This window comes from Sphingomonas turrisvirgatae (genome assembly GCF_001721295.1).
Taxonomy (GTDB): domain Bacteria; phylum Pseudomonadota; class Alphaproteobacteria; order Sphingomonadales; family Sphingomonadaceae; genus Sphingomonas; species Sphingomonas turrisvirgatae.
This window is the reverse complement of the sequence record NZ_MDDS01000008.1, coordinates 11,847-29,827: the sequence shown is the minus strand read 5'-3', so window position 1 is coordinate 29,827 and position 17,981 is coordinate 11,847. Positions and strand designations below refer to the sequence as shown.

At 66.9% G+C, this 17,981-nt stretch carries 17 protein-coding genes; 6 read left to right on the top strand and 11 right to left on the bottom strand.

Annotated elements, in window-relative coordinates:
• The 3 genes from BFL28_RS03575 to BFL28_RS03565 all read right to left on the bottom strand — a co-directional run bounded on the left by BFL28_RS03575 (position 1) and on the right by BFL28_RS03565 (position 4,053).
• The gene (locus BFL28_RS03575; protein WP_173655665.1) at positions 1–1,092 is read right to left on the bottom strand and encodes an ATP phosphoribosyltransferase regulatory subunit; all 1,092 of its coding nucleotides are present in this window, start codon (positions 1,090–1,092) and stop codon (positions 1–3) included.
• A 126-nt stretch (positions 1,093–1,218) separates the two neighbouring features.
• Positions 1,219–2,796 (bottom strand): phosphoglycerate dehydrogenase, encoded by a 1,578-nt coding sequence (gene serA / locus BFL28_RS03570; protein WP_069319241.1) that lies wholly within the window; start codon positions 2,794–2,796, stop codon positions 1,219–1,221.
• 96 nt (positions 2,797–2,892) lie between these two features.
• Positions 2,893–4,053: a phosphoserine transaminase gene (locus BFL28_RS03565; RefSeq protein ID WP_069319240.1), complete on the bottom strand. Its 1,161-nt coding sequence runs from the start codon at positions 4,051–4,053 to the stop codon at positions 2,893–2,895.
• Between the two features lie 338 nt (positions 4,054–4,391).
• Between BFL28_RS03565 and rnk the strand changes: the two genes are divergently transcribed.
• The 3 genes from rnk to BFL28_RS03550 are packed head-to-tail and all read left to right on the top strand — an operon-like array spanning position 4,392 to position 6,441.
• Positions 4,392–4,802, top strand: a complete 411-nt coding sequence (gene rnk / locus BFL28_RS03560) for a nucleoside diphosphate kinase regulator (RefSeq protein WP_069319239.1) — start codon at positions 4,392–4,394, stop codon at positions 4,800–4,802.
• 57 nt (positions 4,803–4,859) lie between these two features.
• Positions 4,860–5,549, top strand: a complete 690-nt coding sequence (locus BFL28_RS03555) for an extensin family protein (RefSeq protein ID WP_069319238.1) — start codon at positions 4,860–4,862, stop codon at positions 5,547–5,549.
• Between the two features lie 22 nt (positions 5,550–5,571).
• The gene (locus tag BFL28_RS03550) at positions 5,572–6,441 is read left to right on the top strand and encodes an LOG family protein (protein WP_069319237.1); all 870 of its coding nucleotides are present in this window, start codon (positions 5,572–5,574) and stop codon (positions 6,439–6,441) included.
• 92 nt (positions 6,442–6,533) lie between these two features.
• On the opposite strand, the gene BFL28_RS03545 is transcribed toward BFL28_RS03550, so the two are convergent.
• Entirely contained in the window at positions 6,534–7,205 is a 672-nt protein-coding gene (locus tag BFL28_RS03545; protein ID WP_069319236.1) for a c-type cytochrome, read from the bottom strand.
• A 118-nt stretch (positions 7,206–7,323) separates the two neighbouring features.
• Here BFL28_RS03545 and BFL28_RS03540 point away from each other — a divergent pair, with 118 nt between their 5' ends.
• Complete coding sequence (locus BFL28_RS03540; protein WP_069319235.1) at positions 7,324–8,217, top strand: prephenate dehydratase; 894 nt, start codon at positions 7,324–7,326, stop codon at positions 8,215–8,217.
• A 167-nt stretch (positions 8,218–8,384) separates the two neighbouring features.
• Here the strand turns inward: BFL28_RS03540 and BFL28_RS03535 are convergent, their stop codons facing one another.
• Positions 8,385–9,398 carry a polyprenyl synthetase family protein gene (locus BFL28_RS03535; protein ID WP_069319234.1) on the bottom strand — a complete coding sequence of 338 codons (1,014 nt, stop codon included), beginning with the start codon at positions 9,396–9,398 and terminating at the stop codon, positions 8,385–8,387.
• A 99-nt stretch (positions 9,399–9,497) separates the two neighbouring features.
• On the opposite strand from BFL28_RS03535, the gene BFL28_RS03530 reads away from it, so the two are divergent.
• Positions 9,498–9,788, top strand: coding sequence for a chorismate mutase (locus BFL28_RS03530; protein ID WP_069319289.1), 291 nt, complete (start codon positions 9,498–9,500; stop codon positions 9,786–9,788).
• A gap of 112 nt (positions 9,789–9,900) precedes the next feature.
• Positions 9,901–12,303: a hypothetical protein gene (locus BFL28_RS03525; protein WP_069319233.1), complete on the top strand. Its 2,403-nt coding sequence runs from the start codon at positions 9,901–9,903 to the stop codon at positions 12,301–12,303.
• A gap of 58 nt (positions 12,304–12,361) precedes the next feature.
• Here BFL28_RS03525 and BFL28_RS03520 read toward each other — a convergent pair whose 3' ends face one another.
• The 6 genes from BFL28_RS03520 to BFL28_RS03495 form a co-directional block, all read right to left on the bottom strand.
• The gene (locus BFL28_RS03520) at positions 12,362–13,264 is read right to left on the bottom strand and encodes a flagellar motor protein MotB (protein ID WP_069319232.1); all 903 of its coding nucleotides are present in this window, start codon (positions 13,262–13,264) and stop codon (positions 12,362–12,364) included.
• 37 nt (positions 13,265–13,301) lie between these two features.
• Positions 13,302–14,165 (bottom strand): flagellar motor stator protein MotA, encoded by an 864-nt coding sequence (gene motA, locus BFL28_RS03515; RefSeq protein WP_069319231.1) that lies wholly within the window; start codon positions 14,163–14,165, stop codon positions 13,302–13,304.
• Positions 14,166–14,286: 121 nt separating this feature from the next.
• Positions 14,287–15,189 (bottom strand): flagellin N-terminal helical domain-containing protein, encoded by a 903-nt coding sequence (locus BFL28_RS03510; RefSeq protein ID WP_206599062.1) that lies wholly within the window; start codon positions 15,187–15,189, stop codon positions 14,287–14,289.
• A gap of 11 nt (positions 15,190–15,200) precedes the next feature.
• Positions 15,201–16,535 (bottom strand): flagellar hook-associated protein FlgK, encoded by a 1,335-nt coding sequence (gene flgK / locus BFL28_RS03505; RefSeq protein WP_069319230.1) that lies wholly within the window; start codon positions 16,533–16,535, stop codon positions 15,201–15,203.
• Positions 16,532–16,879, bottom strand: coding sequence for a rod-binding protein (locus tag BFL28_RS03500; protein WP_069319229.1), 348 nt, complete (start codon positions 16,877–16,879; stop codon positions 16,532–16,534). Before BFL28_RS03500 ends, flgK begins: the two co-directional genes overlap by 4 nt.
• The gene (locus BFL28_RS03495) at positions 16,876–17,970 is read right to left on the bottom strand and encodes a flagellar basal body P-ring protein FlgI (protein WP_069319287.1); all 1,095 of its coding nucleotides are present in this window, start codon (positions 17,968–17,970) and stop codon (positions 16,876–16,878) included. Before BFL28_RS03495 ends, BFL28_RS03500 begins: the two co-directional genes overlap by 4 nt.
• Positions 17,971–17,981 lie beyond the last annotated feature (11 nt).

Genomic DNA, 17,981 nt, shown 5'->3' with positions numbered 1-17,981 from the left:
TTAAAGCTCGACCGGCATCCCATCGCGCAGTTCGTGCGTGCACAGCTGCGCCGCTGCGCTGTCTTCCGGATCCAGCGCCGCAACGGCAACCCAGCCGGCGGCGCGCAGCAGCGCGGCAGCGTCTGCGTCGGTACCATAGGGGACGAACAGGCGCCGGCGCTCGGCCGGGGCCAGCTGCGCGTCGAGGATCGGATCGGCGAACAGCGAGAAGCCGACCGCCGGCTCATCGCCTGCCGCGCCGATCACCGAATAGCTCCCGCCCCGTCCGATCTCCCCGCGCACGCCGCGCGCGAATAGCGAAAAGCCGATCCAGCTTTGATATTCGAAGCCATGCCGCTCGGTCGGATCGAGCGTCAGCGACACGCGGCCCGCCACGGCCTGCGCCACCTCTTCCAGGCCATCCAGGCGCGACGCCAGCACGCCGGCGCTGTCGTGCGCGCGCAGCCGTGCGATCGCAGCTTCGAACGGACCGGCCGCTTCGATCAGCGGCAGGAAAGCCGGATCGATCGCCGCCACCCCGGCCGCGTCCTTGGCGTCGAGTCGCTCGCGCAACGCCGCCAGCTGCGTCGCCGCCATGTCCGGCGCCAGCTGCTCAACCAGGTCGGGCAACGTGAAGTCGAGCGCCAGGCTCGGCACACCCGCCGCTTCCAACGCTTCTACCGCGACGGTCACGATCTCGCGTACCGCCGCCACGCTGTCGCGTCCGATCAGTTCGCAGCCGACCTGCTGCATCGCGCGCTCGGGCCGCAGCTGCGACGCGCGCAGCTTCAGCACCTGGCCGGCATAGGAGAGGCGCACCGGGCGCGGGTGGTGAGCCATGCGCGTCGCGGCGATCCGCCCCACTTGCGCGGTGATGTCGGGCCGGATCGCTAGCGTGCGGCGCGAAACCGGATCGGTAAAGCGAACCGCATCCTTCGCGCTTCCCGCTTTCAGGCGCGCGCCCAGCGACTCCTCGAACTCGGCCAGCGGCGGATCGACCTGCTCATAGCCATAGAGGCGCGCAACATCGAGCACGCGCCGCGCCAGCGCCGCAGCCGCATCGGCATGCGGCGGCAAGCGGTCGTGAAAGCCTTCGGGAAGCAGTCCGTTCATGTTCAAAACCTCGTCACCCCGGCTTCGTGCCGGGGTCCACTGGCCACGAACGTCACCGCTCAAGGCTCACGCGCAGCGCTTGCCGCACTGTGGACCCCGGAACAAGCCCGGGGTGACGGTCGAGGCTTAGAAACGCAGTGCCATCGCCGTCTTGACGCCGGGCAGCGCGCGCACCTTGGCGATCAGTTCGGGCGTGACGGCTTCGTCCACGCTCAGCAGCAGCACCGCCTCGCCACCGGCGTCGCGGCGGCCAAGATGGAAGGTGCCGATGTTCACCCCAGCGTCGCCCAGTGCGGTGCCGATGCGGCCGATGAAGCCGGGCGCGTCCTCGTTCACCACATAGAGCATATGACCGGCCAGATCGGCCTCGACCTTGATCCCGAACAGTTCGACCAGACGCGGCTCGCGGTTGTTGAACAGCGTGCCGGCGACCGACCGCTCACCGGCATCGGTCTTCACCGACACGCGGATCAGCGTGTGGTAATCGCCTTCCTTCTCGGTCTTGACCTCACGCACCTCGATCCCGCGCTCTTTGGCCAGGAACGGTGCGTTGACCATGTTCACCGTGTCGGTCTGCGTGCGCAGGAAGCCGGACAGCACCGCGCTGACGATCGGCTTCTGGTTGACCTCGGTCGCCGCGCCCTCGCTGTGGATCGAGACGCGCGGGATCGTGCCGGTGGTCAGCTGCCCGACCAGGCTGCCCAGCTTTTCCGCCAGCGCCATATACGGCTTGACGCGCGGCGCTTCCTCGGCGGTCAGGCTCGGCACGTTCAGCGCATTGGTGACCCCGCCATTGACCAGGTAATCGGCCATCTGTTCGGCCACCTGGATTGCGACATTGACCTGCGCTTCGCTGGTCGACGCGCCAAGATGCGGCGTGGCGACGAAGTTGGGCGTGCCGAACAGCGCATGTTCCTTGGCTGGCTCGGTCACGAACACGTCGAGCGCCGCGCCGGCGACATGCCCCGAATCGAGCAGTTCCTTCAGCGCCGCCTCGTCGATCAGCCCGCCGCGCGCGCAGTTGACGATGCGCACGCCCTTCTTGGTCTTGAGCAGGTTCTCGCGGCTCAGGATGTTGCGCGTCTGATCCGTCAGCGGCGTGTGCAGCGTGATGAAATCGGCGCGGGCGAGCAGTTGGTCCAGCTCGACCTTCTCGACGCCCAGTTCCACCGCGCGCTCGGGGCTCAGGAACGGGTCGAATGCGACGACCTTCATCTTGAGGCCCAGCGCACGATCGGCGACGATCGATCCGATATTGCCCGCGCCGATCAGACCCAGCGTCTTGCCCGTGACCTCGACGCCCATGAAGCCGTTCTTCGGCCACTGGCCGGCCTGCGTCTGCGCGTTCGCCTCCGGCAGCTGGCGCGCAAGCGCGAACATGAGGGCGATGGCGTGTTCGGCGGTGGTGATCGAGTTGCCGAACGGCGTGTTCATCACCACCACGCCCTTCGAGGACGCGTAAGGAATATCGACATTGTCGACGCCGATGCCAGCGCGGCCGATCACCTTCAGGTTGGTCGCGGCGTCGATGATCTCCTTCGTCGCCTTGGTCGAGCTGCGGATGGCAAGGCCGTCATACTGGCCGATGATTGCCTTCAGCTCCTCCGGCGTTTTGCCGGTGATCTCGTCGACCTCGACGCCACGCTCGCGAAAGATCTGCGCGGCCTTGGGGTCCATCTTGTCGGAAATAAGTACCTTGGGCATTTTTCACCTCGTCACCCCGGCGAAAGCCGGGCCTCGTGCGGCAAGCGCACGGATTGTGGAGAGAGACCCCGGCTTCCGCCGGGGCGACGTAATTGATTAAGCGGCCTTCGCAGTCGCGTAGGCCCAGTCGAGCCACGGCCCCAGCGCCTCGATATCTGCCGTATCGACCGTCGCGCCGCACCAGATGCGCAACCCCGCCGGCGCATCGCGATAACCCGCGACGTCATAGGCGGCGTCTTCCTTTTCGAGCAGGCCGGCGAAGGTCTTGATGAACGCTTCGTCCGCGCCCTCGACCGTCAGGCACACGCTGGTGGTCGAACGGATCGCTTCGTCCGCCGCCAGATTGCCCAGCCAGTCGCGCTCCGCCACCAGCTTCTGCAATGCCGCCGCATTCGCATTGGACCGTGCGATCAGCGCGTCGGCGCCGCCCAGCGACTTGCCCCATTCCAGCGCGAAGATCGCGTCCTCGACGGCCAGCATGCTCGGCGTATTGATCGTCTCGCCCTTGAAGATGCCTTCGGCGAGCTTGCCCTTCGCCATCAGGCGGAACACCTTGGGCAGCGGCCAGGCCGGGGTGTAAGTCTCCAGCCGCTCGACCGCGCGCGGACCGAGGATCAGGACGCCATGGCCGCCCTCGCCGCCCAGCACCTTCTGCCAGCTGAACGTGGCGACGTCGATCTTGTCCCACGGCAGGTCGTAAGCGAACACGGCACTGGTCGCGTCGGCGAAGGTCAGCCCTTCGCGGTCCGCCGGGATCCAGTCGCCATTCGGCACCCGCACGCCGCTGGTGGTGCCGTTCCAGGTGAACAGCACGTCGTCGGCGAAGTTCACCTGGCCAAGATCGGGCAGCTGTCCGTAATCGGCGCGAATGACCGTGGGATCGAGCTTCAGCTGCTTGACCGCATCGGTGACCCAACCTTCACCGAACGATTCCCATGCCAGCGTCGTGACGCCGCGCGCGCCCAGCATCGTCCACATCGCCATCTCGAACGCGCCGGTGTCCGAACCGGGCACGATGCCGATACGGTGCGTCTCGGGCAGCTTCAGCAGCTCGCGCATCAAGTCGATGCAATAGGCGAGGCGCGCCTTGCCCAGCTTCGAGCGGTGCGAGCGTCCAAGAACGTCGGTCGCGAGCTTGGCGGCGTCCCAGCCCGGAGGCTTGGCGCAAGGACCGGAGGAGAAAAAGGGGCGAGCCGGCTTGGTCGCGGGCTTGGCAATGGACGCAGTTCCGGCGTCGGCGGCAGTCACTTCAGTCATGTCAGTCTCTCCTTGCAGAGAGCACGCGCGGCGTTGGGACCGCGTGGCCCGTGGGCGGCCCTAGAGATTTGCCCACCGCTGTCAATCGATCTTTGCCGAGCCGTGGTTTGACAGCGCCGCGCCCACCCCCCATCTTGCAAGGATGAACGGCGCGGCCATCTTTCAGCGATTCCGCGCGCATGCCGGTCAATCGGCAGCACGGCCCTAGCCCGGGCCTTTCATCCGGCGAACGCCCGTCAGGCCCGGGGACCGCTCACCCAATTCCGTTCTTTCGCCCCAGGCACGGGCCGCGTCGCGCGGCCGGCCGAGGCGCGTCCCATCATCGAAAGGCCGATGCCATGACCACCCCCTCACTTCCGCAATTGCATATCATCGACAGCGAATATGACCTGATCGCCGACCTCGCGCTGCGCATCGATGCGTCGCAGCCCGAACTGTCTTCGCGCCTGATGACCGAGCTCGAACGCGCGCAGGTCCACGCCGCCGCCGACATCCCCGCCGGCGTCGTGACGCTGAACGCTCAGGTCGACTTCATCGATGAGGGCAGCGGCGCACGCCGCTCGGTCCAGTTGGTCCTGCCCGCCGACGCCGATATCGAGTCCGGTAAGGTGTCGATCCTGACGCCGGTCGGCGCGGGGCTGATCGGCCTGTCACAGGGCGACTCGATCCTGTGGCCCGACCGGGAAGGCCATCCCCGCACGCTGCGCATCGTCAGCGTGTCGCCGCCGGCGGCCGCCTGCCTCGCTTGAACGCAGCGCGCGGTACAAGCGGTAGCGGCGGGGACGGCCATCGGTTACGCCGAGCGGATGCTTCGCGCTCGCCTGACCATTGCACTGTTAGTACCCATGCTGCTCGGCGGTTGCCTGTTCGGCGGCGGCGAGCGTGAACCGCCGCCACGCGCGCCGGTTCGCGCCGATCCGCGCGGCCCGGTGACGCTAAACTTGCCCACCAGCCGCGATACGCAGCAATGTTTCGCCGATCTGTCGCGGGCAGAGGTCCGCTTCAGTCCGATGCCGGATCGCGACTATGGCGGCGGCTGTCAGGTGATCGGTGCGGTTCAGCTGATCGATATCGGCGTGCCGGTTTCCAACCTGAAGGCGATGCGCTGCCCGCTGGCACGGGCTTTCCTTGGATGGATCCGCAACGGCGCCGTGCCGGCGGCACGCGAAATCCTGAAGGGCGAGCTGGTTCGGGTCGAGACGTTCGGCACCTATTCGTGCCGTGCAATCGTCGGCGGCGGCGCTGCGTCCGCGGGGCGATTGTCGCAGCACGGCCTTGCCAATGCCGTCGATATCAGCGCCTTCGTCCTTCGCGACGGTCGGCGCATCTCGGTCCGCGACGATTGGACATCGGCCGACATGCCGACCCGTGAATTCCTTCAGATCGTCCGCCGTTCCGCCTGCCGCCGGTTCACGACCGTGCTCAGCCCGGACTACAATGCGGCGCATCACGACCACCTCCATTTCGACATGGGCGGACGGCCTTTCTGCCGCTGAAGATTTGGATTAGAAGCCGGCGATGACAGACACCAAAGTTCCCTCGCGCGTGTTCGCGCCCGCTCGTGAAGACGCCGAATCCGCGCAAGGCGTGATCAGCACGCCGCAGACCGAGCATCCCGCCTATCGCCTCGCCTTTCAGGATATGGACTTCCTGCTGCGCGAGGATCTTCGCCCGATCCGCTTCCAGCTCGAGCTGCTGAAGCCCAGCCTGTTGATGGACGAGGCCAAGATCGCTTCGCTGTTCGTCATCTATGGCTCGGCGCGCATTCCCGAGCCTGCGAAGGCCCAGGCGCTGCTCGATCTCGCCACCGACGATCGTTCACGCAAGATCGCCGAGCGGCTGATCGAGAAGTCGAAATATTACGATGTCGCGCGCGAACTCGCGGGCCTCGCCAGCTGCTTCCCGCAGGACGAGAATGGCGACCGTCATTTCGTCGTCACCTCGGGCGGCGGCCCTTCGATCATGGAAGCGGCGAACCGCGGCGCGGTGGAAAAGGGGTGCGAGACCATCGGCCTCAACATCGTTCTGCCGCACGAACAGGCGCCGAACGAATATGTGACGCCCTCGCTCTCGTTCCAGTTCCACTATTTCGCGCTGCGCAAGATGCACTTCCTGCTGCGCGCGCGCGCCGTCGCGGTCTTTCCCGGCGGATTCGGCACGTTCGATGAATCGTTCGAACTACTGACGCTCATTCAGACCGGCAAGATCGCGCCCATTCCGGTGCTGTTCTACGGCAAGGACTTCTGGCAGCGCGTCGTCAATTTCGATGCGCTGTGCGAGGAAGGCGTGATCTCCCCGCGCGACCTCGACCTGTTCCACTTCTGCGAGACGGCGGAAGAAGGCTGGGAAATCGTCCAGGACTTCTACAAGGACAAGGACGGCCAGTAAGCCGTAGTCCAGACGACGGCTGGCAGGCCGCAACGAAAAGCGGCGGCCGGGAACCCCGACCGCCGCTTTTCTCGTTGGCGCTGGGCGGGGGCTTACTGCCCCTTCTTCGCCGCTTCGTCTGCTGCCGCGGGATCGACCGACGGCGCGCCCGTCGCCGGCTGCGCATCGTTCGCCAGCTCGTTGGTGTCGGTGCCGGTCGCGACGTTGCCTTCCGCCTCGCTCGCCGGAGCGGCGGCCTCGACCGCCGGCAGCGGCAGGTTCGAACCCTGCGCGTTCATGTAAGCGATGACGTTGGCGCGCTCCTGCGGGTCCGACAGGCCGGCAAAGGTCATCTTGGTGCCCGGCGCGTATTTGCGCGGCGACGCAAGCCAAGCGTCGAGCGCTTCGAACGTCCAGTTGCCCGGCACGCTCTTCAGCGCGTCGGAATAGGCAAAGCCCGCGATATGGCCGTGCGGCTTGCCGACGGTCGCCCACACGTTCGGACCGACGCCGTTCGCGCCGCCATTGGTGATGGTGTGGCACGCCGCGCACTTGGCGAACGACGCCTGCCCCTTGGCGACGTCGGCCTTCGCCAGGCGTGCCGCGATCGGCTCGGCTGCTTCGGCTGCGCCGCCGCCCTCGGCGCCATCAGCGCTCTCGACGGGATAGCCTTCCTTCTCGGGATGGCCGCTCTTGTAGATCATGCCGCTGGCGATCGAGAGGCCCAGCGCCGAGGCACAGCCGAACAGGACCCAGCCTGCGATCGTGTTCATGCGATTGTCCATTGCGCGCCTGTTCTGCCCCGATTGATGCCTGACGTTTGGCGGTTCCTTTAGTCAGCGCTTGTCCGCACCGCAACCTTGACTTGCTACACCCATGTCACCTCGTTAAGCGCGCCGGCCAATGGAAAATTTCGCCGCGCCCGCGCGCCCGATCGTGGAACGGATGACGCAGGCCGCGCTGGCCGAGCCCAGGCGCGCCGTCGCGTTCCAGGGCGCGCCCGGCGCCAACTCGCACATCGCGGTGCTCGAGGCGTTTCCGACCGGGCTGCCCTTGCCGTGCTTCAGCTTCGAGGATGCGATCGACGCCGTCCGTGAGGGCCGGGCCGACTGCGCGATGATCCCGATCGAAAATTCGCTTCACGGCCGGGTCGCCGACATCCACTTCCTGCTGCCGCGATCGGGCCTCGTCATCATCGGCGAACATTTCCTGCCGATCCGTTATGCGCTGATGGGCCTGGGCAAGCGCAGCGATATCCGCCAGGCGATGAGCCACCCCCAGGCGCTCGGCCAATGCTATCAGTGGCTGAAGGCGCAGGGCATTTCGCCGCTCTCCTATCCCGACACTGCCGGCGCCGCGGCCGTGGTCGCGGCGGAAGGCGATCCGGCAGTGGCCGCGCTCGCACCACCGGGTGCCGCGCCGCTCTATGGCCTAACCATCTTCGACAACGACGTCGCCGACGCGGATCACAACATGACTCGCTTCGTCGTGCTGGCGCGCACCGCGCCACCGCTCCGCGACAACGGCATGTTCATGACCACCTTCATCTTCGAGGTGAAGAACGTGCCCGCCGCGTTGTACAAGGCGCTGGGCGGCTTCGCCACCAACGGCGTCAATATGACGAAGCTGGAAAGCTACCAGCGCGACGGCAGCTTCGCCGCGACCGAATTCTACTGCGATATCGTCGGCCGCCCCGGCGACCCGGCAGTCGACCGCGCGCTGGACGAGTTGCGCTTCCACACCAAGTCGATGCGCGTGCTCGGCGCCTACCCTCAGGCACGCGCGCGGCCCGAGTAAGAAAAAGGGGTTCGCACAAAGGCGCAAAGGCGCGAAGCCGTTGTGCTGCCGCGACAGCGGCCATCGCTACCCTGACGTGCCACCTGCAGGGGCGCGAGTGATTGTTCCAGCGCTCCGCGCCGCGCACATCTTTGCGCCCTCGCGCCTTTGCGTGAACCAGTTTCTTCTCAATAAGCCCGCGCGACCGCGAACTCGACCGCTTCGATCATCGCATCCTTCGCCGCGCTGCCCGGGAACATGCCAAGCGAATCGATCGCGCGCTGGCCATAATGCCGCGCGCGGGCAAGCGTATCGTCCACCGCACGGCTCGACTGCACCAACGAGACGGCATGGGCGAAGTCCGCGTCGCTCACCCGCCGCCCCAGCACCGCTTCCTTCCAGAAGGCGCGGTCCTCGTCATTGCCGCGTGAATAGGCGAGGATGACCGGCAGCGTCATCTTGCCCTCGCGGAAATCGTCGCCAGCGTCCTTGCCCATCGTCCCGGCGTCGGAAACATAATCGATCGCATCGTCGACGAGCTGGAACGCGATGCCAAGATTGCGCCCATAGGCATCGAGCGCGGCTTCCTCCGCTTCGGGCCGCTCGGCCACCACCGCGGCGATGCGGCAGGCGGCGGCGAACAGGGCGGCGGTCTTGGCGTTGATGATCTCGAGATAGCGTTCTTCGCCCAGGTCGATCCGCCGCGCGGCAGTCAGCTGGTTGACCTCGCCCTCGGCGATCACCGCGCTGGCGTTCGACAGGATCTTGAGCACCTTCAGGCTCCCGTCCTCGACCATCAGCTCGAAGCTGCGGGAAAACAGGAAGTCGCCGACCAGCACGCTTGCCGGATTGCCCCAGATGAGGTTCGCCGTGCGCTTGCCCCGGCGCAGGTCGCTGCCGTCGACCACATCGTCGTGCAGCAGCGTCGCGGTGTGAATGAACTCGACCGTCGCCGCCAGCTTGTGGTGGCGATTGCCGGGATAACCGAGCAGCTTGGCGCTCGCTACCGTCAGCATCGGCCGCATCCGCTTGCCGCCGCCCGCGATCAGGTGCCCGGCAAGCTCGGGGATCAGCGGAATCTGCGACTGCATGCGATCGAGAATGACCTGGTTCACCAGGTTCATGTCGGCTGCGACCAGTGCGATCAGCGGGTCGAGCGAGGGTTCGGCGTCCCGGCCGATGCGGTGAATGGTCGCGTTCATGCCGCGCGCGATGTGGCCGCTGCGACGGGCAAAGGCAAGGGCACGGGGCTTGCGCGGCGAACAAAGCGCGGCGACAAGCGCGCGCGAAAGGGCCCTATCATGACCGACGAGACGCTGACCCGCTATCGCCAGAGCATCGACCGCATCGACGCCGCGCTTGTCTTCCTGCTCGCCGAACGGTTCCAGATCACGCAGGCCGTCGGGCGGTACAAGGCCGATACGGGACTGCCCCCCGCCGATCCGGGGCGAGAGGATCGCCAGATCGCCCGGCTGCGCGAACTTGCGCAGCAGGCCGATCTCGATCCCGAATTCTCCGAAAAGTTTCTGCGCTTCATCATCGACGAGGTCATCCGCCACCACGCGCAGATGCAGGACGGCAGCGCCGGCTAGACCCTGCCGCGCCGCTGCCAAAGAAACTTTTTTCCACCGGCACAATTGTGCGACACACGCTGGCTAGACACGCCAGCCAGGCCGACTTGCGTCGGCGCGCAAGGAGTTTGGCATGCGTCGGGTTGCGTGGGTATTGAGTGGGTTGATGATGACGGCGGCACCGGCGGCGCTGGCCGCTGCGCAGGATCCGACGACCAGTCCGCAGCCGCAGGCCGAGCCGGCTGAGGACGAGCCCGGCAGCGGCGGCGATGCCGGCGACCTAGTGGAGGGCGAGGAAATCGTCGTTTCCGGCGTATTGCGCGGTGCGGTGCCCGGCGACGTCAAGCCTGAACTGACGCTCAGTCCGGCCGATATCCGCGCTTACGGCGTCGGATCGCTGTCCGAACTGCTCACCGAACTCGAACCGCAGACTCGCAGCGGCCGGGGTCGCGACGGCGGCCGTCCGGTGCTGCTGCTGGCCGGGCGGCGCATCTCCGGCTTCGGCGAAATCCGCAACATTCCGCCCGAAGCGATCGAGCGGATCGACATCCTGCCCGAAGAGGCAGCCCTCAAGCTTGGCTATCGCGCCGACCAGCGCGTCGTGAACATCGTGCTGCGCCGTCGCTTCAGCGCGATAACGGCGGAGGTCGACGGTACGCTGGCCACCGCCGGCGGGCGCGACGGGCAGGATGTCGAGCTTTCGATGCTGCGCCTGAACCGCGACGGCCGCATCAACGTGACCGCCGAATATGAACGCGATTCCAGCCTGCTGGAAAGCGAGCGCGACGTCGTCACGGCCAACACCGATTCGCAATATCGCACGCTGCTGCCGGCGACGCAGAGCTTCTCGACGAACGGCGTCTACAGCCGCAACATCGGCAAGGTCGCGGCGACGGCCAATCTGCGGCTCGAACAGAATTGGAGCAAGTCGCTGCTCGGGCTGCCCGCCGCCGGCGGTACGACGCCGCTGCTGCGCGACAGCGATACCGGCACGCTGGCCGGCGGCTTCTCGCTCAACGGCGACCTATCGCCCAAATGGCGCTGGTCGGTCACCGGCAATTGGGACCGCAGCGAGAGCCGGACGGTCACCGACCGCAGCACCGGCCTCACCGATCGCGCCGTGTCGATCTCGAACGTCGGGACGGTCGATGCGCTGGTGAACGGCGGCTTCGCCGCACTCCCGGCGGGCGACATTTCCACCAGCCTGCGCGCGCGGGCGCGGACCAGCAATCTCGACAGCGAATCGCTTCGCTCGGGCCTGTTCGCAAGCCAGTCGATCGGCCGCGACGAAGGGTCGGTGCAAGCCAATATCGACCTGCCGATCGCCAGCCGCAATCGCGCCGTGCTGACCCCGCTCGGCAACCTGTCGCTCAACGCGAATGCCGAGGTCGAACGGCTCTCCGACTTCGGTACGCTGCTGACCTATGGTTACGGCGTGAACTGGTCGCCGATCAACGCGGTTCGCGTCATCGCCTCGTTCACCGAGGAGGAAGGCGCACCGTCGGCTCAGCAGCTCGGCAACCCGGCGATCACCACGCCCAATGTGCGCGTGTTCGATTTCGTGCGCGGCACGACCGTGGACGTCACGCGGATCGATGGCGGCAATCCCAACCTTACTGCCGACAATCGCAGCGTGATGAAGCTCGGGCTGAACGTCCGGCCGATCAGCGACACCGACCTCACGCTCAACGTCGATTACAACAAGAGCATCGTCCGTAATCCCGTCTCCAGCTTCCCCGTCGCCACTGCCGAGATCGAAGCCGCCTTCCCCGACCGCTTCTTGCGCGATGGCGCGGGCAACCTCATCCGCATCGACAATCGTCCGGTCAATTTCCTGCGCAGCGAGCGTGAGCAGATTCGCTGGGGCCTGAACTTCTCCAAGCCGATCAGCTCGCCCCTCGCCCGCCGTACGGCCGAGCAGTTCCAGGCGCAGCGCGCCGCGCGGCAGGCGGCGCGTGAGGCGGCCGAGGCGCGGGGCGAGACGCCCCCGCCCGATGCCCGCGGTCCCGGACAACGCGGCCCAGGCGGCGGTGAAGGTGGGCGGTTCGGCGGCGGCCGGCTGCAGTTCGGCGTCTTCCACACCGTCGCGCTGACGGATCGCATCGTGATCCGCGAGGGCCTGCCCGAGCTCGACCGGTTGAACGGCGCGGCGACCGGCAGCCGCGGCGGCTCGCCGCGCCATCAGGTCGAGGTGCGCGCCGGCGTGGTGCGCGACGGCCTCGGCCTGCGGCTCAATGCCGACTGGAACAGCGCGAGCACCGTGCGCGGCGGCCCGACCAGCAGCGACGTGCTGCGCTTCGACGATTTCGCCACGGTCAATCTGCGCCTGTTCGCGACACTCGGCCCCCAATTCAAGTTCGTGCGCGACAATCGCTGGCTGGCCGGCACGCGGATCACGCTGTCGGTCGACAACCTCTTCGACAATCGCCTCAAGGTCACCGACGCCAGCGGCGCGACGCCGCTGAACTACCAGCCCGCGCTGCTCGACCCGCTCGGCCGCACGGTGAAACTCAGCATCCGAAAGGTGTTCTTCTGACTTTTTGAGCTGCGTCCGCAACTGGCGGCGCCGGGTCGCTCAGCGCAGCTGACAGAACCTATCTGTCCAGCTTGCTCTGCCGGTACAGCAGTGTGATCGCCACGCGGCGGTTGCGCGGGTCGGCGGGGTCTTTCACGATCAGCGGCTCGCGATCGGCGACGCCCTCGATCCGCTCGAAACGCGATTCGGGCACGCCGTTGGCGACCAGCCGGCGGCGGGTTTCTTCCGACCGCGCGCTCGACAGCATCCAGTTGTTCATGTTGGTCGGGTCGCCATAGCGCAGGCTGTCGGTATGGCCGCGCACCATGATCTTGTTCTCCGACCCCGCGATCGACTGCGCCACCAGCGCTACCAGCTTGGCCGCGTCGGGGACGAAGCTGGTCGTGCCCACGGCGAACATCGAATAATCGGCATCGTCCATCAGGTCGATCCGCATGCCGTCGCGCGTCGGCACGAAACGGACCTGCTTGCCAAGCTTCGTCAGCCCCGGATTGGACCGGATCTTCTTCTCGATCTCGGCCTTCATCTTGGCAAAGCCCTTGCGGTCCTCGCTCGCGATTTCCTTGTTCTTGAGGCTGCCGATGCTGCCGGTGCCGACCTTGTCGCCCCCCGTCGCGCCCGATGGAATGGTCATCGATCGCGTGCCGGTCTGCTTGGCCATGGTCGGGTAATTGTCGCGGCCCTGCAGCGCATCGCCGCGCAACAGCCCGTTCGAACCGGCGCTGTTCTGCTTCAATTCGATCAGCGTCGGCGCGAAATAGTCGGCCAGCGCCTTGCGCTGCTTCTCGGTCGTTGCGCCGAGCAGCCACATCAGCAGGAAGAACGCCATCATCGCCGTCACGAAGTCGGCATAGGCGACCTTCCACGCGCCGCCATGATGACCACCGCCGCCTTCGACGATGATCTTCTTGACGATGATCTTGGGCGGCTGCTTGGCCGCATGGGGCGCCCTTGCGCTCATTTGCGCGCCTCACGGCGCGAGGTGCCGAAAGCCATGATCAGCGCCCGCGCAGCCCGTCGAACACTTCGGCAAAGCCGGGCTGATTGTGGTGCGCGATGCCGCTGCGCGCCGCCTCGATCACCAGCGGCTGCGGATGGCCGTGCAGCGAGGCGATGATGATCTGCTTGACCGTTTGATAGATCGCCGCATCGGCATCGATGATCTGCTTCAATCGTCCGGCCAGCGGCCCGACGATGCCATAGGCGAGCAGCACGCCCAGAAAGGTGCCAACCAGCGCCGAACCGATCATGCCGCCCAGGACGCTCGGCGGCTTGTCGATCGATCCCATCGTCTTGACCACGCCAAGCACCGCCGCGACGATGCCCAGCGCGGGCAGCGCGTCGCCCAGCCCCTGCAGCGCATGCTGCGGTTCCTCGACCTCGTGGTGGTGCGTCTTGATCGCATTGTCCATCACGTCCTCGACCGCGTGCACGTCCAGCGTGCCGGACGAGACGACGACCAGGCGCAGCGTGTCGCAGATCAGGTTGATCAGCGTGTGATCGGCCAGCAGCCGGGGATATTCGGCAAAGATGGCGGAGGACTTCGGATCCTCGACATGCGGTTCGAGCGCGATGGGCCCATCGACGCGCAGCATCTTCATCAGCTTGCTGACCAGGAAGATGACGTCGAGATAATCCTGCTTCTTGTACTTGGGACCCTTGATCACCTTCATGAAGCCGCCGCCCAGCGCCTTCAGCTCACGCCCGCTATTGCCGATGATCAGCGCGCCGATCGCCGCGCCGCCGATGATCAGCATCTCGTGCGGCAATGCGTGCAGCACCGGCCCCAGCGCACCGCCGGTCAGCGCAAAGCCGCCGAACACGATCGCGATCAGGAACACGAAACCGATGATGACGAACATTCAAAAGCCCCCACTGGCCACGCGCGAATGCGAAGCGCGCACCATTTGGTTCAGTCTTGCCGGCAAAGCCTGACGATACGGTAAACGCGGGGTTGATTATGTTGCGCGCGCGGGAAACCTGTCACCGCAGATAGTCGAACAGCGAAAGACTGGTCAGCTTGGTGAAGCTCGCCTGAGTCGCCTGCAGCACCGTCAGGGTCTTCTGCAATTGCGTGATCGCCTCGCTCGTGTCGACATCCTCGATCCCCGACCGCCGCGCCTCCCGCGCGATGCCGGCATCGGTGACACGCTCGGCCTCCAGGTCGAGGCGGAAGGCACGGGCGCCGATCGATGCCCGCGTCGTTTCGACCTGCGACAGTGCGACGTCGAGATCGTCCATCGCAGTCTCGATGGCGTCGGCCTCCGCGCCCGGCGCAAGCGCCGCGGCCAAGCTGGCCAGGATCGCGAACATGTCGGTCTCGCCATCCTTGCCGGCGATCCCGCCAAAAGCGCGCGCGCCGGTCTCGGTCGCGGCGATCGACTGGCCGTCGCCGATCGGGATCGACATGCCATCCTCGCCGCCGACATAGGCGATGCTGCCGTCGTCCTGCCGTGCGAAGGCCGTGTCGCCGGTCGCGCCGCCGAACAGTGGGTGGCCGCGCGAATCCTGCCGGTTCGCGACGCCGAGCAGGTCGGTGATGATCGCCTCGACATCCTTCAGGATCGACGCGCGCGCCTCGGGCGGCAACGTGCCGTTGTTCGCCTGCACTGCGAACGCCTTGGCGCGCTGCAGCTGCGTCGTCACCGCGTCGAGCGCGCTCTCGGTCTCGCCGAGCAGCGCCTGCGCCGTCTTGATGTTGGCGTCGTATGCCTTGTCGTCCGCACCGGCGCGCTTCAGACCGGAAAGCTGCTGCCATCCGGTGGCGCTGTCCGAGGGCGCGGCAATCTTGCTGCCGGTCGCGATCTGGGTCTGCAGCGTATCGGCCTGCTTGTTCAGGCCCGCCATCATCAGCGATGGACGGTCGAAACGCTGGGCGGTGGTCACACGCATCGTCGTCACCGGATGTTGAACAGCGTATCGAGCGTTTCGCGTGCCACCTGGATGACACGGCTCGATGCCTGATAGGCCTGCTGGAAACGGATCAGGTCGACCGCTTCTTCATCGATATTGACCCCGCTCACCGTATCGCGCGCGGCGATCGCATGAGCCCGGATCGTCGTCTGGACCTCTGCGATCGCGCGCCGTCCGGCCAGCGCGCTGGCGTTGCCGGTGGTCAGCGTGGTGACATCGCTTTCGAACGCGCCATCCTTGCGCAGCGCGGCCAGGGCGGTGAGGTTGCCGTTGTCGCGCGGACCCGCGCCGGCGGCCGCAGCGGCGATACCCCGCGGGTCGCTCAGCACCAGCTTCATGCTGGCGGCGCTGTCGCCTTCGAACATGTCGGTTCCGGCATTGCCGTCGAGATCAGCGCCGCCGGCCTGGACGGCGTTGACGCCCTCGACGAATGCGGCGGCGATCGTATCGAGCTCGCGGCGGGCGTCGGCCAGCCGCGCAGCGCCCTCGGCCATGCCGGCCAACGCGCCGCCCGAAGGGGTCAGTATATGCGAGCCGTCGATGCCATAGACGGCGAACGACACCGCGCCGTCGCTGCCGCGCGCATAGGTCGCGATCGCCGGCCGGTCGCCCTGAACCAGCAAGGGTCCGCCCGCTCCACCCTTGACGCTGACGCGGCCAAAGGAATCAAACTGTACCGCCACGTCGGTCAGCGCGCTCATCGCTTCGAGCAGCCGGTCGCGCTCGTCGAGCAGCGCGGCCTGGCCGCTGGTGCCCGCTGCGACGCGGCCCAGGCCGGCATTCACCTTCGCCAGGCTCGCCGACAGCGTGTTGAGCTGGCCCGTGCCTGCATCCGCCGAGGCGTCTAGATCGGCTATCGCACCGTCGAGTGCCGCGCCCGTCGCGGCAAAGCTGTTGGCGACGCTTGCCGCCGCCTGAAGCATCGTCGCGCGCGGTGCACTTGCCGATGGGTCCGCCGACAGCGTCGTCGCCGCGTTGAAGAACGCCGTCAGCCGCTCGTCCAGCTTGTTGCCGGTCAACGCGCCTTCGATCCGGTCGAGCCACACCGCGCCCGCCTCGCTGCGCGCCAGGTCGGCCCCGGCAGCGCGCACGTCGGCGCTGCGCATCGCGTCGCCGCTCCGCGCAATGCCGCTTACCGTCACACCCATGCCGTTGGCGGCGGTGGTCATGCCGCTGGTGGCGACGGCAACCTCGCGCGTCGTCGCCACGCGCTTGGCATAGCCTGCCGTGCCGGCGTTCGCGATGTTCTCGGACGTCGTCGTCAGCGCGGTCTGATAGGCCCGCACCCCGCTCGCGCCGATGGAGAGCATGTCGCTCATTCGGGCTTACCTTCGCTTGGCACGGCGGCGGGTGCGGCTGGCGTTACCTGCCCGGCCTTGGCCAGGAACTCGGTCATCGCCTTGCCGATCCCGATCGGCGCATGGCTCGCCATGTTCTGGGCAAGCTTGTCGTCCTGCATGTCGCGGAACTGGTCGAGCGCCTGGCTTTCGAACAGGCTGTCGGCCAGCTTCGCCTTGCGCATCGATCCCAGCATCATCTTGGTGAAGATCGCCTCGAACCGTTCGCCGGCTGCCTGCAGATTGTCGTGCGTCGCCAGGCGGGTCGTGTCACTCGACACGCTCCCGGCCAGTTTCGCAGCGACGGGGTTGCCGATCTGCGTCACAGCACGATCAACTCGGCCTTGAGCGCGCCCGCCTGCTTCAGCGCTTCGAGGATGGCGACCAGGTCGGCTGGCGACGCACCGATCGCGTTCACCGCCTTGACCACATCGGCCAGCTTCGGACCCGGCTCCAGCAGGAACATCGGACGCTTCTCCTCCTCCACGGCCACCCCGCTGCGCTGTTCAAGGGCGGTCTGCCCCTGGCTGAACGGCGCCGGCTGGCTGACGCGCTGATCTTCATCAATACGAACGGTTAGTTTACCATGTGTTACCGCGGCCGGGCTGACGCGAACGGCCGAGTTGATGACGACCGTACCCGTGCGCGCATTGACGATCACCTTGGCCGGCGCCTCGGCGGCATCGACGCTCAGATTCTCGATCTCGCTCATGATCTGCGCGCGAATGTCGGCGCCCGGGCGCGCGGTGACCGCGACCGACACGGCGTCGACCGCGCGCGCCGTGCCAAAGCCCAGCCGGCCGTTGATCGCGTCCGCAACGCGCTGCGCCGTGGTGAAGTCGGCACGGGCAAGGTTGTAGAGCAGCACCGGGCTCGTCGCGAACCCGGTCTCGACTGCCCGCTCGACCGTCGCACCTTCCGGGATACGGCCGGACGAGGGGATGTTGACCACGATCTTCGACCCGTCCGCGCCCTCCGCGCCCAGCCCGCCGACCGCGAGGTTCCCCTGCGCCATCGCATAGATCTGCCCATCCGCGCCCATCAGTGGGCTCATCACCAGCGTCCCGCCGCGCAAGGACTTCGCCTTGCCCATCGACGACACGGTGATGTCGAGCTTCTGCCCCGGCTTGGCGAAGGGCGGCAGCTCGGCCGTGATCATCACCACCGCTGCGTTCTTGAGCGCCGGATTGACACCAGGCGGCAGCGCCAGCCCGAAGCGGGCGGTGATGCCCTTCATCGACTGGACGGTATATTCGAGGTTGTCGTCGCCCGTGCCGGGCAGGCCGACGACGATGCCATAGCCGGTCAGTTGGTTCGAGCGGATGCCCTGGAACGCGCCCAGATCCTTGATGCGCTCGGCGTGAGCCGGCGCAATGACAAGCATGGCGACCAGACAGGCCAGGAGGAAACGGTTCATGCTGCGCATCC

Bases quoted from the DNA above. Each gene is read 5' to 3' on its own strand.
- BFL28_RS03575 (WP_173655665.1), bottom strand. From the start codon at position 1,092: ATGAACGGACTGCTTCCCGAAGGCTTTCACGACCGCTTGCCGCCGCAT.
- serA (WP_069319241.1), bottom strand. From the start codon at position 2,796: ATGCCCAAGGTACTTATTTCCGACAAGATGGACCCCAAGGCCGCGCAG.
- BFL28_RS03565 (WP_069319240.1), bottom strand. From the start codon at position 4,053: ATGACTGAAGTGACTGCCGCCGACGCCGGAACTGCGTCCATTGCCAAG.
- rnk (WP_069319239.1), top strand. From the start codon at position 4,392: ATGACCACCCCCTCACTTCCGCAATTGCATATCATCGACAGCGAATAT.
- BFL28_RS03555 (WP_069319238.1), top strand. From the start codon at position 4,860: ATGCTTCGCGCTCGCCTGACCATTGCACTGTTAGTACCCATGCTGCTC.
- BFL28_RS03550 (WP_069319237.1), top strand. From the start codon at position 5,572: ATGACAGACACCAAAGTTCCCTCGCGCGTGTTCGCGCCCGCTCGTGAA.
- BFL28_RS03545 (WP_069319236.1), bottom strand. From the start codon at position 7,205: ATGGACAATCGCATGAACACGATCGCAGGCTGGGTCCTGTTCGGCTGT.
- BFL28_RS03540 (WP_069319235.1), top strand. From the start codon at position 7,324: ATGGAAAATTTCGCCGCGCCCGCGCGCCCGATCGTGGAACGGATGACG.
- BFL28_RS03535 (WP_069319234.1), bottom strand. From the start codon at position 9,398: ATGAACGCGACCATTCACCGCATCGGCCGGGACGCCGAACCCTCGCTC.
- BFL28_RS03530 (WP_069319289.1), top strand. From the start codon at position 9,498: ATGACCGACGAGACGCTGACCCGCTATCGCCAGAGCATCGACCGCATC.
- BFL28_RS03525 (WP_069319233.1), top strand. From the start codon at position 9,901: ATGCGTCGGGTTGCGTGGGTATTGAGTGGGTTGATGATGACGGCGGCA.
- BFL28_RS03520 (WP_069319232.1), bottom strand. From the start codon at position 13,264: ATGAGCGCAAGGGCGCCCCATGCGGCCAAGCAGCCGCCCAAGATCATC.
- motA (WP_069319231.1), bottom strand. From the start codon at position 14,165: ATGTTCGTCATCATCGGTTTCGTGTTCCTGATCGCGATCGTGTTCGGC.
- flgK (WP_069319230.1), bottom strand. From the start codon at position 16,535: ATGAGCGACATGCTCTCCATCGGCGCGAGCGGGGTGCGGGCCTATCAG.
- BFL28_RS03495 (WP_069319287.1), bottom strand. From the start codon at position 17,970: ATGAACCGTTTCCTCCTGGCCTGTCTGGTCGCCATGCTTGTCATTGCG.